The following is a 15146-nucleotide window of genomic DNA, read 5'->3' as shown; positions in this document are numbered from 1 at the left end:
AGATCATGAGACATACATGGCGCTGGTTCGGACCAGTGGACAGGGTAACGGTTCAGGATGCAGCACAGGCCGGTGCCGTCGGCATCGTCAGCGCTTTGCATCATGTTCCAACCGGCGATGTCTGGCCCGTCGAAGAGATCGAAAAACGTCATGCGGAAATCAGGACGGGCGGGCTTTACTGGGATGTGGTGGAGAGTGTCTGGATGTCGGAAGATATCAAGACCCAGACGGGCGACTGGAAGCAGCATATCGTCAATTGGCAGGAAACGCTTCGCCGCCTGTCTGCCAGCGGCATCCGCACCGTGTGCTACAACTTCATGCCGGTGTTGGACTGGACGCGAACGGATCTCAGATGGGAGACCCGGCACGGTGCTAAGGCAATGCGCTTCGATCTGACTGATTTTACCGCCTTCGATATCCATATTCTCAAGCGCCCGAACGCAGTTGCCGACTATCCGGATTGGCTGGTGGAAGAGGCGGCGCGCCGATTTGGTGATATGCCGGACGCGAAGATTGCCGCACTTGGTAGAAATATCGGCGCAGGGCTTCCCGGCTCCGCTGACGGCTATACGCTCGATCAACTTCTGGAAAAGTTGCGCAGCTATCACGGCACCGACCGCGCGAGACTTCAGCAGAACCTTGTCGATTTTCTCTCCGAGGTCGTGCCGGTCGCCGAAGAGGTCGGCATCAATCTCTGCGCCCACGGCGACGATCCACCCTGGCCACTGCTTGGTCTGCCGCGCATTCTCTCGACGGAAGAGGATTACGCCCATATGCTGAAGGCGGTCGATAGCCGAGCCAATGGCGTGACGCTTTGCACCGGCTCGCTCGGCGCGCGGCAGGATAACGATCTGCCTTTCATCGCCAAACGCTTTGCCGATCGCATCCACTTCGTTCACCTGCGCAACGTCACCCGCGACACCGATACCGTGCCGTGCTCCTTCTTTGAGGACGAGCATCTGGAAGGCGGCACGGATATGGTTGCCGTGATTGCTGCTCTTCTTGCAGAAGAGAAGCGCCGCCTGGATGCCGGTCTTTCCGATCATCAAATTCCCATGCGACCGGATCACGGCCAGGAAATCCTCGACGATGTGGCGCGTGGCGCACAGCCCGGTTACCCGGCTATCGGTCGCCTCAAAGGGCTGGCAGAGCTTCGCGGCATCGAACGTACTCTTTCACATCCCACTCACGGAATTATTTGATTATGAGCAGATTGTCTTCTTCCACCATATTGCCTGACATGGTTGCACAGCCCACCTATGACCGGACGAATTTGCAGCCCGGCATCATGCATATGGGGCTTGGCGCCTTCCACCGCGCCCATCAGGCCGTCTATACGCAGCGCGCTTTGGCCGAAAAGTTTGGGGCCTGGGGCATTGTCGCGGTCAACCTGCGGTCACCCGATCCGGTGGAAGCGCTGGCGGAACAAGATGGTCTCTACTCGATCATCGTTCGCAACGCAGAGGGCGACACCGCAGAGGTCATCGGCGCGACGGTAGACTGGCTTTGCGCGGCCGAGCGTGGCACGGACGTGCTCGACTATCTCGCCAACGAGACCATCAAGATCGTCACGCTCACCGTCAGCGAGAAGGCTTATGGCCTTGATCCTGTGACCGGGGGTCTGGATCTCAAGCATCCCTCGATTGCAGCCGATCTCGCCAATCCTCACGCGCCTATCGGTGCCATCGGTTTCCTTGTCGAAGGTCTTGCCAGGCGCCGCGAGAAGGGGATCGCTCCTTACACGGTGCTCTGCTGTGACAACCTGCCCTCCAACGGCCATGTGGTTCGTCGCCTCGTGCTCGACATGGCGGAGCGTCGCGATCCCGAGCTGGCACGATGGATCGCCGAAAACGGCGCATTCCCCTGCAGCATGGTCGATCGCATCGTCCCTGCGGCGACAGCGGAAAGCCGCGCGCGTGCACAAGCTCTACTCGGTGTTGAAGACAAGCTCTCGATCGAGACCGAACCCTTCATGCAGTGGGTCATCGAAGAAAATTTCGTCACAGGTCGTCCCGCCTGGGAGGCAGGTGGGGCTGTCTTCGCGAACGCCGTCGAACCCTATGAGAAGATGAAGCTGAGGCTGCTCAATGGCCCGCACACGATGATTGCCCATCTCGGTATTCTCAACGATCTGGAATTCGTGCGCGATGTCATGGCGGTGCCGGAATTTGTCGAGAAGGTCAGGCGGCACATGCAGGCGGCGGTCAAGACGCTCGATCCTGTGCCGGGCATCGATCTTCCGGCCTATATGGATGAACTCATCGAGCGTTTTGCCAATCCGACAATTGCGCACAAGAACATCCAGATTGCAATGGATACCAGCCAGAAGCTGCCGCAGCGCGCTTTGGCGGCAACGGTGGAGACGCTGGAAGCTGGTCGGGATGCAGCAGAGTTTGCTTATCTGATCGCACTTTGGATTGCGTCGATCCACAAGCGTGGAAATCTTGACGACCCGCGTCGGGGGGAAATTCTCGCTGCTGCTTCCAACATCGATCCAAGCGACCCCTCGGCCTCATTCTTTGCCGTCGACGGGCTGTTCCCACCAGCGCTGGTTCAGAACAGAGCCTGGCGCGATCGCGTCAATGCGGCACTGCAGAGCCTGAACGCCTAAAGTCTTGAAACGTCAGAAACAAAAAACCCGGCGATTGTCTCGCCGGGTTTTCTTTAGATTATAGCTATTGCTCAATCCATCTTGTGGATGTCGCGGTCCTTCGTTTCCGGCAGGAAGAGCAGGCCGATCACCAGCGTGATGCCAGCAAAGACGATCGGGTACCAGAGACCGTAGTAGATATCGCCCTTGGCAGCACTCATTGCGAACGCCGTTGCCGGGAGAAGACCACCGAACCAGCCGTTACCGATGTGATACGGCAGGGACATGCCGGAGTAGCGGATGCGGGTCGGGAAAAGCTCGACCAGTAGTGCCGCGATCGGGCCATAGACCATCGTCACATAGATGACGAGGACGGTCAGGACCGCGATGATCACCACCCAATTCACGGCTGCGGGATCCGCAACCATGGAGAAGGCGCCAGCTGCAGGAACCGTGTAGACGGCCATCTCCGTCGCACCGTTGGCTTCGGCTGGGGTTAGCAGCTTGTCGGCAACGAGCTTGTCGACCGGCACGGTCTTGGCAGGTGTAGCGCGCACTGCATCGGCGTTGAGCGCGAGTTCCGGGTTGGCCGCAACGAAGGCATCGAGCTTGGCTTCCGGAACCTGAGCGGCACCGCGAACCAGCGGATATCCACTGTCATGCAGGGCAATGTTGATCTGCTTCTGGAAAGCGCGATCCTTTGCCGCCGCATCGGCACCGGCGGAGGCTGCGTCGTAGCCGGTAATGGTAGCGTCGCCGATCTTCACAGTGGCAGGCTGTCCGGCGGGACCTTCCACCACATCGTAGGGAACGGAGTTACGGGTAAGGAACGAGGTTGCGATATCGCAGGATGTCGTGAACTTTGCCGTGCCCGTTGGGTTGAACTGGAACTTGCAGTCGCCAGGAGCGGCGGTCACTGTCGCACGCACTGTAGACTGAGCTTCGGCAAGAGCCGGGTTACCCGCCCAGGTCAGCGCTTTAAACAGCGGGAAGTAGGTCAGCATCGCCAAAACGAGGCCGGCCATGATGATCGGCTTGCGTCCGATCCTGTCGGAGAGCCAACCAAAAAGAACGAAGAAACCGGTGCCGATCAGCAGGGCGCAGGCGACCATGATGTTTGCCGACTGTCCATCCACCTTCAGAATGCTCTGGAGGAAGAAAAGGGCGTAGAACTGGCCCGTATACCAGACCACCGCCTGACCAACGACAGCGCCGAGAAGTGCAATGACCGCAATCTTGGCGTTTTTCCATTGACCAAAGGCTTCGCTGAGCGGCGCCTTGGAGGTCTTGCCCTCTTCCTTCATCTTCTTGAAGGCAGGCGATTCATTCATCTTCACGCGAATCCAGACCGACACGCCGAGCAGGAAGACAGACAGAAGGAAGGGAATGCGCCAGCCCCAAGCTGCGAAGGCTTCCTTGCCGACGCTGAACTGAACGCCAAGAATGACGACCAGAGAGAGGAAGAGACCGAGCGTTGCCGTGGTCTGGATCCAGGAGGTGTAATAGCCGCGACGGCCGTTTGGCGCATGTTCGGCCACATAGGTTGCCGCACCACCATATTCACCGCCGAGTGCCAGGCCCTGAAGCATGCGCAGGATGATGAGGATGATGGGAGCGGCAATGCCGATCTGTGCCGCGCCGGGCAGGATACCGACCACGAAGGTCGAGAAGCCCATGATCAGAATGGTGATGAGGAAGGTGTATTTACGCCCGACGATGTCACCGAGACGACCAAACACCAGAGCGCCGAAGGGGCGGACGAGGAAGCCAGCGGCAAAGGCCAGTAGCGCGAAGATATTGCGCGTCGTCTCTGGATACTGGCTGAAGAAGTTCGCGCCGATATAGATGGCGAGAGAACCATAGAGATAGAAGTCGTACCACTCGAAGACCGTACCGAGAGAAGAGGCGAAAATGACCTTCTTCTCCTCCCCCGTCATGGGGCGGGCTTTTTCCACACCCGTCGCTGCTATATTTGCCATTGGCTGTCCTCCACTGAAATCAAGAAGACGCATCGCAACAGCTCGACTCCCCTCGAACTGGCCCTTCCAGGCACGATGCACCTGACTGCAAGGTGACAGAATTTTAACGAAAGGAAGAGCGATGCTTTTGGCTTATGACTTTAGTCTAATAGGCGCTAGCTCTTCTGGAATGGTCGCGGTGGCTGATCGGCACGGGGTGGCGATCGTTGAAAGATCACCGCCGATAAATGCTCCGACCGGGACAGTGTGCCGGGCTTCTCATCGCTAAGAAGCCCGGGCGGATTTTAAGCCCATTCCCCCTTGCGCATGACGGGCACGACGGAGCCGTCCGGCTTGATGCCGTCGATATCGACTTTGTCGGAGCCAATCATCCAGTCGATGTGGATGAGGCTGGAATTGCCGCCTTGAGCCTTGATTTGATCCTGGCTCAGCGACGCGCCATCGATGAAGCACTTGGAATAGCACTGGCCCAGTGCGATATGGCAGGAGGCGTTTTCGTCGAACAGCGTGTTGTAGAAGAGAATGCCGCTCGCTGAAATCGGCGAGGAATGCGGCACAAGCGCCACTTCGCCGAGACGGCGTGCGCCCTCGTCGGTATCGAGCACCTTGTTCAGCACGGATTCACCCTTGGAAGCCTTGGCCTCGACGATGCGGCCAGCCTCGAACTTGACCTGGATATTGTCGATCAGCGTGCCCTGATGGGAAAGTGGCTTGGTGCTTGAGACATAACCGTCCACACGCAGCGCATGCGGGGTGGTGAAAACTTCCTCGGTCGGGATATTCGGGTTACAGGTAACGCCGTTCTTCGCCATCGAGGCACCGCCATGCCATTCATGGCTGTCTGCGAGACCGATCGTGACATCGGTGCCGGGACCGGTGAAGTGCAGCGAGGCGAACCGCTCGCCGTTCAGCCACTTCGACCGCTTGGCAAGATTGGCATTGTGCTCGACCCAAGCTGCCACCGGATCGGCAACATCGACACGCGATGCTGCAAAGATCGCATCGGCCAGCTTACGAACTGCTTCGTCTTCGCTGACGTCTGGAAAGACCTGCTTGGCCCAGGAAGAGTTGGGATAGGAGATGATGTTCCAGTTGATGTCGAAATTGGAGATCTTCTCAAGCGCTGGCTTATAAGCCGTGGAGTTGGCCTTGTTGGCGCGCGCGACCTTGGCCGGATCCTGCTCGGAGAGAAGCATGGGGTTGTCGCCGGAAATCGCCAGTCTTGCCGCACCATTTGCGTAGGCCTTCGCCATGCCTTCATAGAGCCAGCTGGACGCCCTGTCAAAATTGGCATCGCTTGCATGACGATAGCGGGCGAGCGTCGTTTCCTCATCGGAATAGAAGGTGGTGACGAGACCGCTGCCTGCCATATAGGCGTGCTTGGTCAACTGGCGCACCAGCGGAAGGGCCGCCAGCGGTGCGGTGATCACCAGATCCTGATCCTTTTGGAGCTGAAGTCCAACCTTGATGGCGACTTCGGCCAGCTTTTCGAGTTTGACGGGATCGATAGGAGAAACGCTCATGATCTGCCTTCACATGTCTGCTTGAACGGGCTTGGACAATAGACCATCCGTCGGGAAAGCCAACCACCTTCCCAGTGGGATTGCTCAATCGGCGACGAGCGGCGCCGCCGTGGCCTTCAACGCAGCGAGCGCATCTTTGGGTGAAAGGCGCACCTGCAGCCCCCGTTGCCCGCCATTCATATAGACGTAAGCGTGGTCCATCGATTGGACCTCAATGGCGGTCGGCACCTGCTTCTTCTGTCCGAATGGGCTGATGCCGCCCACATGGAAGCCGGTGGCTCGCTCGGCATCTGCCGGCTTCATCATATGCGCGGACTTGCCGCCAAAGGCTGCGGCAAGCTTCTTCATGCTGACTTCGCGATCGGATGGGACGGCAACGCAGACGGCCTTGCCGTCTACCTCGGCCATCAGCGTTTTCAGTACCAGATGCGGTGGTTCGCCGATGGACTCGGCTGCCTGGAGACCGATGCGCTCGGCATTCGGATCATACTCATAGGAAACGGTGGTGAAGGTTACGCCAGCCTTGGTCAGCATCTGCGTCGCGCGAGTTGTCTTGGACATGGCCTATCTGCCGAAAACCGAAGCGTAAGTCTCAGGCTTGAAGCCGACGGTTATTTTGCCTTCGGTTTCCAACACCGGGCGCTTGATCATCGATGGCTGCTCGAACATCAGCCCGATCGCCTTCTCTTGAGTGAGATCGGTCTTCTTTGCGTCATCCAGCTTTTTGAACGTCGTGCCTGCGCGGTTCAGGACGGTTTCCCATCCAGCAGCCTCACACCAGCCTTTCAGATGGTCGAGATCGATGCCTTGCGTCTTGTAATCATGAAAGACCGCCTCGATGCCATTCGCGTCCAGCCAACCGCGCGCCTTCTTCATCGTGTCGCAGTTCTTGATCCCGTAAATCACCGTTGCCATGCTCGCAGTCTCCCGTGCTGAGTATGGATTAACAAAATCTTGGATCCCGTCAAAGCGCTAGGACCCATGCAAATTTGTCTTGGCAGTCATCCAAAGGAGTTCGAGCTCCGCCGCATGGCTCCTGCGCTATATCATGAGTTGTAGACTTGGGTGGTTTTGCCCATATTCAGGTCAACCCAAAAGGAGAAAGAAATGCGTTCGGTTGCAAAGACATCGCGTAAGTTTTTCAGTGAAACCATTGCCGTTTTCGGCGCCGCTGTTTCGGTTTCTGCTGCCGTACGCGCGCACCGCAAGCCTGCCGGCTCCGACCTTGATGCGCTGGGCATCGATCCCAAGGCTTTCGATAAGGTTCAGCTGTAACATCCGGTCGCGCGCCTCACTGGCCTGCGCACTGTGAAGTTCAATTTCGAATAAAGCCGGGCGCTGCTTGATGCAGTGCCCGGCTTTTCCATATTTGATCGTTGCGGTGGAGACTGGTTAGCGCTGCCGATGAAACGGTTAGCCGTAATATTCGGGAGCCTTCTTGAAGGTCGACCAAGCATCGGGGTCATGCCCTGTCACCACGATCGCATCTGCCTTGTCTGCGATGGTTCTGAGCTTTTGGACGGAGCGCACCGTATCGACCGTGGAGGCGAGAAAGCCTGGCAGTGCCTTTTCTTCCCAGTGATCCAGCGTGTACGCGGCGTCGATCGTCAGCAGCAACGGCTTGCTATCCGGTACGCGGACCAGGAAGGACTGGTGGCCCGGCGCGTGCCCCGGGGTGAAGATAGTCGTCAGCGTTCCGTCGCCATAGATGTCATAGAGATCGTCATCGGCACCGTTGAGGAACTGCCATTTCAGGCCCGGCTTGTCGAAATCCTTGCGGATGTAACCGCCTGCCGCGAACCAATCCGGCGTGAAGGCGTACTCATATTCCCGGCGTTGCACGATATGGGTCGCATTCGGAAAACGACCGATGGCGCCTGTATGATCGAGATGCAGGTGGGACTGGACGACGTATTTGACATCGGCAGGGTCAAAACCGAGCGCCTTGATCTGGTCGACGCAGCCTTGATCCTTATCCAGTACCGGCCAGTAGACATCGCACACGCCGCCCCAATGGCCGCGGGGGTCGGTGGCCACTTCGATCGCGTTACCGCCATCGATGACGGTATGCCCATCAGGATGCGTGATCAGGAAGAAGGGGACGGGAATTTCGTAGTCCGCGCCGTCGCCCTGGTTCATCTTGATGTTGTGAACCTTGCACTTCAAGGTCCCGGATTGAAGCATGTAGAGCCTGATATCAGTCATGACAATTTCCTCCCTGAGAATAGATTTCCTGAATGGGTTAGGTGATCAGAATGCTTCCCGATAAAGCGCCAGTGCATCCTCCTCGCGCACCTCGACGGGGTTGTTGACGAGCAGACGCGTCTGCTTCATCGCGTCTGACGCCAGCATTGCGAGGCTATTGTCGGTTACGCCGACATCTCTCAGACGGCGTGGCGCACCGCTCTCATCCATCAGCTTCTCCATGTGCTGCACGAAGGCTGCGGAGCGCGTCGTGGCGTCACCTTCGCCCGGCACCTTCAAGACCTCAGCGAGCTCGGCATAAAGGGGCGCGGCTGCAACCGCGTTGAACCGAAGGATGGGGCCGAGCATCAGAGCGTTGGAGAGGCCGTGGGGAATGTGGTAGTGGCCGCCAAGCGGGTAGGCCAGAGCATGCACGGCCGCGACCGGTGAGTTGGCGAAGGCCTGGCCGGCAAGCGTTGCCCCCAGCAGCATCGCCTCGCGCGCCTGCCGATTGGAACCATCCTTGCAGGCTGCGACCAGATTGTCACCGAGAAGACGCAAGGCTTCGCGCGCCAGGCAGTCTGAGAGCGGGTTCTTCTTGTGCTTGCTGGTATAGGCTTCGATCGCATGAACCATTGCATCGATGCCGGTGGCTGCAGTGTGGACCTGCGGCAAGCCGACGGTCAACTCGGCGTCGAGGAGGACGAAGTCCGCGTAAAGCTGGGGCGAGACGACGCCCATCTTGGTGGTCTCGCCGGTGGTGATGATCGAGATATTGGTGACTTCGGAGCCCGTTCCGGCAGTCGTCGGTACCAGCATCAACGGTGCGCGCGATCCCTTGACGTTGCCGATCCCGTACATATCGGCAAGCGACTGATCGGAAACGAGAAGCACGGCTACAAGCTTTGCGATGTCGAGCGACGATCCACCGCCCAGGCCGATAACGATATCTGCGCCGAAGGCTTTGGCGGAAGAGACGCATTCGGCGACCACATGTTCCGGCGGATCGGCAACAACCTTGTCGAAGATCTCGACGGAGAAGCCGCTGGAAGACAGCGTTTCGGAAATCGGTTCAATAAGCCCTGCCTTCACCAGACCGCTGTCGGTGATCAGAAGTGCCTTGCGCTGAGAGAACCGGCCAGCCAGAATCTCACCAAGCTTTGCAGCTCCGCCCCAGGCAACCTGTATGGCGGGAACGGTTCGAAACTCGAACGGATTGATCGTCATAGTGTCCTCCCGATCACGTCTCAGCTGATAGCCGAGCAGAGATATTTGATTTCAAGATATTCATCGATGCCGAAATGCGAGCCCTCGCGGCCAAGGCCGGACTGCTTGACGCCACCGAAGGGGGCAACTTCATTGGAGATCATGCCGGTGTTGTGTCCGACCATGCCGTATTCCAAAGCTTCCGCGACGCGCCATGTGCGGCTGACGTTCTCGGTGTAGAAATAGGCCGCCAGGCCAAACTCGGTGTCGTTGGCCATGGCGACCACCTCTTCTTCCGTTTCGAAACGAAAGAGGGGTGCAACGGGTCCGAAGGTTTCCTCGCGGGCAACTTTCATGGTCTGATTTGCGCCGGCAATGACGGTGGGTTCGAAGAAGGTGCCGCCAAGGGCATGTCGTCCGCCGCCGGTAACCAAGGTCGCGCCTTTCGCCAGAGCGTCCGCGACGTGTTCCTCGACCTTCTTGACGGCGTCTTCATCGATCAGTGGGCCGATGGTGACGCCTTCCTCTGTGCCGGCTCCGACCTTCATCGCCTTCACCTTCGCTGCCAGTTTTTCCGCAAAGACGTCGAAAATTCCGCCCTGCACATAGATGCGATTGCTGCACACGCATGTCTGTCCGGCATTGCGATACTTCGACGCGATCGCGCCTTCGACAGCCGCATCGATATTGGCATCGTCGAAGACGATGAAGGGCGCGTTGCCGCCAAGTTCGAGAGAGAGTTTCTTGATCGTCGGTGCCGACTGAGCCATCAGCACGCGTCCAACTTCGGTTGATCCGGTGAAGGAAATCTTGCGCACTGCGTCGCTATCGGTGAACACCTTGCCGATCTCCCGCGCCTTGCCTGTCACGACTTGCAGCACGCCCGCTGGAATTCCGGCTTCCTCGGCGAGCACACCGAGGGCCAGTGCCGTCAGCGGCGTTTGCTCGGCAGGTTTGACGATCATCGTGCAGCCTGCGGCAAGTGCCGGCGCCGCCTTGCGAGTGATCATCGCCGCTGGAAAATTCCACGGCGTGATGGCTGCGCAGACACCGATTGGCTGCTTGAGGATGGTGATGCGTTTGTCGGTCGTTGGTGCGGGGATAGTCTCACCATAGACGCGCTTCGCTTCCTCGGCGAACCACTCCACAAAGGACGCGGCATAGAGCGCTTCACCCTTCGCTTCAGCAAGCGGCTTTCCCTGTTCTGCCGTCATCAGGGCGGCAAGGTCGTCGGCATGTGCCACCATAAGGTCGAACCAGCGCCGCAGTAGCGAAGCGCGCTCCTTCGCAGACCGGCTTCGCCAGACGACAAAGGCTTTCTCCGCAGCCTCAACCGCATGCTCCACCTGAGTTGGCGTAAGGGATGGGACGTGAGCAATGACCTCGCCCGTCGCTGGATTTTCGACCTTGATCGTTTCGGAACTATCCGATTGAATCCACTTTCCGTTGATCAGACAGGCATCGGTTAGAAGGCGAGGATTTCTCAGCGTGAGCACAGAGTGATCTCCAAATAGTTCATCTAATTGAACTGCGATCCATATATTGAACTATGATGGCTGTTGCCGATACTGTCAAGGAGACGACATGCAAAATGACGAGCCCGACACATCGTCCGCTCAAACCGTACCCGCCCTGCGTCGAGCGGTCGGCATTCTGGATATTCTTGCCTCCGGCAAAAATCTGACCGCCGCCGAAATCGCACGCGCCCTCAGCCTTCCGAAGAGTACGGCGCATGGATTACTGGCAGTGATGGCTGAGCTAGATCTGGTGGCGAAGACGCCGGACGGCGCGTTGCGGATCGGACCTCATCCGCTGCGATGGGCAAACGCCTTTTTGTCTCAGCTCGACATCGTCACCACTTTCCAGGAAGTGCTTGCGCGGGACCGCAAACTCGATCCCTACACCGTAACGCTGACGGTTCGGGAAGGCGCAGAAGTCGTCTATGTAGGCTGTCGCAATTCAGATCAGCCGTTGGGGCAGACGTTCCGCATCGGTATGAGACTGCCCGCGCCTTTTACGGCAACGGGCAAAATACTGCTGTCGGACCTCAAACCTGCCGAACTCGATCATCTGCTCGCCGATTTTCCCAAGCCGCTGACGACGCGCAGCGTGCGCAGCCTCGAGGAGCTTGAGGGTGAGCTTGAAGTCACGCGAGCACGCGGCTTCTCCATTGATGACGGGCAGATCCGCGAAGGAATGATCTGTATCGGTGCTGCACTTCGAGATCACTCCGGCACCGCGATTGCTGGGATTGCGATCAGCCTTTTGCGCAGCGAAGCAAGTGATGACAAGACAGCGGAACTCGGAGCGCAATTGCAAGCAATTGCGAGAGGTATGTCTGAGGGACTTGGCGGAGCCTGACGAAGCTCCCGCATGCGGCCGCTGGCTGGTGCCGCGCCGCAATCCACCGCCGACATGCGTTCATCTACAGCGTCTGCCCGAAATCGGAATCGCTGCGAAAACGCCTGGCGCTTTAGAGTTCGATGGAGCCGTTCTCTTCACCGTCCCAATATTGTACCCGCACGCCGCGCACCTTTATCAGGACCAAGCCGGGGGTATCGACGCCTTCGGTGAACCAACGATCAAGATCTGAAACCCAATGGCTTTCGAAAGCGGCTTTATCCTCGATGAGTTCGGCCGCGCCTTCGATCGAGATGAACATGCCAGGCTTGCCAAGCAGGCTCGGCGGCTCGGTGAAGGAGAGCGTCACCTGGGGATTGCGGTTGATATGGGAGACCTTGTGCGTGTCCTTCAGCGAGAAGAACCAGGAATCGCCGTCGTACTCGACATCGCCATTGTTGCTCATAGGGCGATTGGTGATCGCGCCGGAAGAGCCGTGTGTCGCCATCATGCAAAAATCGATCTTCTTCATCGTCGAAGAAATGTCTTCTATTGTCTTGCTCGCCATGGAGGGTTTCCTTTTTTCGAAACGTTAGATCATCGGACAGTGTTGGACGTTTCTCTTCACCGACCCGGCAGAGCCGATTGTACGGACCGCGTGACCGCGCTTAAGGACGGGCTTGGGATTGTGCGGTATCGAGCTTCGATGAGATTGTAGATGCCGAAGGCTGCCAGTCCGGCGGCGACGCAGATGTAGAGCGCGCTGCCGAACGGCATTTGCCTCAGCCATTGCATCGCATCACCCATGCTGCCGGCTTCCTGCGGATCGACCTTTATTCCAGCCGTAATGAACAGAACGCCGATGATTGCAAACACCAGTCCGCGAGCGACGAGCCCGTAGACGCAGATCCAGGTTGCGATCGCGTTGTTGTCTGGGATGCGAAGATAGCGCTCAAATTTCCGCGTCAGTCCCTTCGCCGCGGTAACACCGCCGCCGATGACGAAACCGGCTCCGACTGCAATCAGAAGATAGGATCCGAAGGGCTGCGACATGATCCATTGGGCAAGGTCTTTCTCGCCCGACCCTTCATTGCCACCACCGGCGAGAACGCTATGGCCCAGCGCAAAACCTGCAAGACCGAGATAGGTGATAGCACTTCCGATAAGAGCCGTTCGAACGACAAGTCCTTTGGCACTCGTGCCGTGATCATCCGTATCGGCGATGGCTTGCGCCAACCGCCAACAGACAAAGCCAAGGAGCCCTATGCCGATGGCGCCCACCCAGATGCGTCCGAAGGGTTGGCTCAGTAATGTCGAAATCGCAGATTTGGTTTCGGTTTTCTCGCCCGCGACGCCGGATAGGAGGGCCAGCCCGCCAACGAGCATGAAAACGATACCGCGTGCGGCATAACCGCTTTTGGCGAGGAGATCGAATCGAAAGGCTGAAGGCATGTTGGGTCCGCGGTGCTGGGAACAATGGGTCCCTAACGCGCCGTGCGGATGAAAGGTTGAGCCGAGGACGAGAAAAAATGTCGAAGCGCTGGCCGACTGTTTCATAAACTCGCTTGTTCATGGCCGGGGTGGCGCCCGCTTCGAGGAACAAAACGTAGCCTCACACACAAAAAACCGCCGGTTTCTTCAGGCGAAAACCGGCGGTTACATTTTTCAGTTCATCGAACTGGCAGACGTTCAATCATTCCCATTCGATGGTGCCGGGTGGCTTCGACGTCACGTCGTAGACCACGCGGTTGATGCCCTTGACCTCGTTGATGATGCGGGTCGCCGCACGGCCAAGGAAGTTCATGTCGTAGGGGTAGAAATCTGCCGTCATGCCGTCCACTGACGTGACCGCGCGTAGAGCGCAGACGAAATCATAGGTGCGGTAATCGCCCATGACGCCGACGGTCTGAACCGGGAGCAGAACCGCAAACGCCTGCCATATGGTGTCGTAGAGGCCGGCTTTGCGAATTTCGTCGAGATAGATCGCATCCGCCTTGCGCAGAATGTCGAGCTTCTCGCGGGTGACGACGCCAGGGCAGCGGATAGCGAGGCCGGGACCTGGGAAGGGATGGCGGCCAATGAAGCTTTCAGGCAGGCCGAGTTCGCGGCCAAGGGCCCGGACCTCGTCCTTGAAGAGTTCACGAAGCGGTTCGACAAGCTTCATGTTCATGCGCTCGGGAAGACCGCCGACATTGTGGTGGCTCTTGATCGTGACGGATGGACCGCCCGAGAAGGACACGCTTTCGATGACGTCCGGATAAAGCGTGCCCTGTGCCAGAAATGCCGGCGCGCCCTTGCCGTCGGCCGCGATCTTCGCAGCTTCGGCTTCGAAGGTCTCGATGAACAGGCGACCGATGGTCTTGCGCTTGACTTCCGGATCGGAAACGCCCGCCAGTTCCGTCAGGAACAGGTCGGAGGCATCCACGTGGACCAGAGGGATATTGTAATGGTCGCGGAACATGCCGACGACCTGCTCGCTTTCGGCAAGACGCATCAGACCATGGTCGACATAAACGCAGGTCAACTGGTCGCCGATCGCTTCATGGATGAGGATCGCCGCAACGGAGGAATCAACGCCGCCGGAAAGCGCGCAGAGCACGCGGCCATCGCCAACCTGCTCGCGGATCTTGCGGATCATTTCGGCGCGGTAGGCTGCCATCGTCCAGTCGGATTTCAGACCAACGATCTTGTGCACGAAGTTGGAAAGAAGCTTCGCGCCATCCGGCGTGTGCACCACTTCCGGATGGAACATCGTGGTGTAGTAACGGCGCTCTTCATTGACTGCGATAGCAAAGGGCGCGTTCTCGGACGTCGCGGCCACCTCAAAGCCATCAGGCAGCTGCGTGACGCGATCGCCGTGGCTCATCCAGACAGGGTAACGGCCGCCCAGTTCCCAGAAGCCGTCAAAGAGGGGGCTTGCCTTCTTGATTTCGATATCGGCCCTGCCGAATTCCGCTGCATGGCCGCCTTCAACCGTGCCGCCAAGCTGGGTGCAAAGCGTCTGCTGGCCGTAGCAGATGCCGAGGATCGGGATGCCTGCATCGAACACCGCCTGCGGTGCGCGCGGGCTGCCCTCTGCCGTAACAGACGCAGGGCCACCGGAGAAAATGACGCCCTTCGGCTGCAATTTCTCAAACGTCTCTGCGGCGTTCTGGAACGGATGGATTTCGCAATAGACCCCGGCTTCGCGGATGCGGCGCGCAATCAGCTGCGTCACCTGGCTGCCGAAATCGATGATGAGGATGCTGTCGGGATGGGCTATCTGGGTCATGGCGAGCCTTTAAAGAATTGCCGAGCGTAAGGCAACCCGGCAGATACCGTGAA

At 58.5% G+C, this 15146-nt stretch carries 14 protein-coding genes; 4 read left to right on the top strand and 10 right to left on the bottom strand.

Features of this window, described 5'->3' with window-relative positions; all coding sequences use genetic code 11:
• Positions 1–5: 5 nt before the first annotated feature.
• Together uxuA and WKI41_RS10835 are read left to right on the top strand one after the other, a co-directional pair.
• The gene (uxuA, locus tag WKI41_RS10840; RefSeq protein ID WP_340193490.1) at positions 6–1202 is read left to right on the top strand and encodes a mannonate dehydratase; all 1197 of its coding nucleotides are present in this window, start codon (positions 6–8) and stop codon (positions 1200–1202) included.
• Positions 1202–2611, top strand: a complete 1410-nt coding sequence (locus tag WKI41_RS10835; protein WP_425341019.1) for a mannitol dehydrogenase family protein — start codon at positions 1202–1204, stop codon at positions 2609–2611. The genes uxuA and WKI41_RS10835 overlap by 1 nt, the downstream gene beginning before the upstream one ends.
• Before the next feature lie 71 nt (positions 2612–2682).
• On the opposite strand, the gene WKI41_RS10830 is transcribed toward WKI41_RS10835, so the two are convergent.
• The 4 genes from WKI41_RS10830 to WKI41_RS10815 all read right to left on the bottom strand — a co-directional run bounded on the left by WKI41_RS10830 (position 2683) and on the right by WKI41_RS10815 (position 7007).
• On the bottom strand, positions 2683–4569 hold the full coding sequence (locus WKI41_RS10830; protein WP_340193487.1) for an MFS transporter: 1887 nt from the start codon (positions 4567–4569) through the stop codon (positions 2683–2685).
• Between the two features lie 284 nt (positions 4570–4853).
• Positions 4854–6092, bottom strand: a complete 1239-nt coding sequence (locus tag WKI41_RS10825; RefSeq protein WP_340193486.1) for an aminopeptidase — start codon at positions 6090–6092, stop codon at positions 4854–4856.
• A gap of 84 nt (positions 6093–6176) precedes the next feature.
• Positions 6177–6653 (bottom strand): Cys-tRNA(Pro) deacylase, encoded by a 477-nt coding sequence (gene ybaK, locus WKI41_RS10820; RefSeq protein WP_340193485.1) that lies wholly within the window; start codon positions 6651–6653, stop codon positions 6177–6179.
• 3 nt (positions 6654–6656) lie between these two features.
• Entirely contained in the window at positions 6657–7007 is a 351-nt protein-coding gene (locus tag WKI41_RS10815) for an ArsC family reductase (RefSeq protein WP_340193483.1), read from the bottom strand.
• 192 nt (positions 7008–7199) lie between these two features.
• Between WKI41_RS10815 and WKI41_RS10810 the strand changes: the two genes are divergently transcribed.
• Positions 7200–7367 carry a hypothetical protein gene (locus tag WKI41_RS10810; RefSeq protein WP_340193482.1) on the top strand — a complete coding sequence of 56 codons (168 nt, stop codon included), beginning with the start codon at positions 7200–7202 and terminating at the stop codon, positions 7365–7367.
• 138 nt (positions 7368–7505) lie between these two features.
• Here WKI41_RS10810 and attM read toward each other — a convergent pair whose 3' ends face one another.
• Genes attM through WKI41_RS10795 form a run of 3 tightly spaced genes read right to left on the bottom strand, consistent with a single transcriptional unit; the run spans position 7506 to position 10978 of the window.
• On the bottom strand, positions 7506–8297 hold the full coding sequence (gene attM, locus WKI41_RS10805; RefSeq protein WP_340193480.1) for an AttM family quorum-quenching N-acyl homoserine lactonase: 792 nt from the start codon (positions 8295–8297) through the stop codon (positions 7506–7508).
• Positions 8298–8342: 45 nt separating this feature from the next.
• On the bottom strand, positions 8343–9503 hold the full coding sequence (locus WKI41_RS10800; RefSeq protein WP_340193479.1) for an iron-containing alcohol dehydrogenase: 1161 nt from the start codon (positions 9501–9503) through the stop codon (positions 8343–8345).
• 20 nt (positions 9504–9523) lie between these two features.
• A complete protein-coding gene (locus WKI41_RS10795) occupies positions 9524–10978 on the bottom strand; it encodes an NAD-dependent succinate-semialdehyde dehydrogenase (RefSeq protein ID WP_340193478.1) in 1455 nt (484 codons plus the stop codon).
• Positions 10979–11066: 88 nt separating this feature from the next.
• Between WKI41_RS10795 and WKI41_RS10790 the strand changes: the two genes are divergently transcribed.
• Positions 11067–11843, top strand: a complete 777-nt coding sequence (locus WKI41_RS10790; protein WP_340193477.1) for an IclR family transcriptional regulator — start codon at positions 11067–11069, stop codon at positions 11841–11843.
• A gap of 112 nt (positions 11844–11955) precedes the next feature.
• Here the strand turns inward: WKI41_RS10790 and WKI41_RS10785 are convergent, their stop codons facing one another.
• The 3 genes from WKI41_RS10785 to guaA form a co-directional block, all read right to left on the bottom strand.
• Positions 11956–12390: a pyridoxamine 5'-phosphate oxidase family protein gene (locus tag WKI41_RS10785; RefSeq protein ID WP_340193476.1), complete on the bottom strand. Its 435-nt coding sequence runs from the start codon at positions 12388–12390 to the stop codon at positions 11956–11958.
• Between the two features lie 56 nt (positions 12391–12446).
• Entirely contained in the window at positions 12447–13274 is an 828-nt protein-coding gene (locus WKI41_RS10780; protein WP_340193475.1) for a DUF1206 domain-containing protein, read from the bottom strand.
• Positions 13275–13515: 241 nt separating this feature from the next.
• Positions 13516–15093, bottom strand: a complete 1578-nt coding sequence (gene guaA / locus WKI41_RS10775; RefSeq protein ID WP_340193474.1) for a glutamine-hydrolyzing GMP synthase — start codon at positions 15091–15093, stop codon at positions 13516–13518.
• Positions 15094–15146: the final 53 nt, after the last annotated feature.

Source organism: Agrobacterium larrymoorei, assembly GCF_037722385.1.
In the GTDB taxonomy this organism is placed as follows: Bacteria; Pseudomonadota; Alphaproteobacteria; order Rhizobiales; family Rhizobiaceae; genus Agrobacterium; species Agrobacterium larrymoorei_C.
The sequence above is the reverse complement of the archived record's forward strand: the minus strand, read 5'-3'. Positions and strand labels throughout refer to the sequence as shown.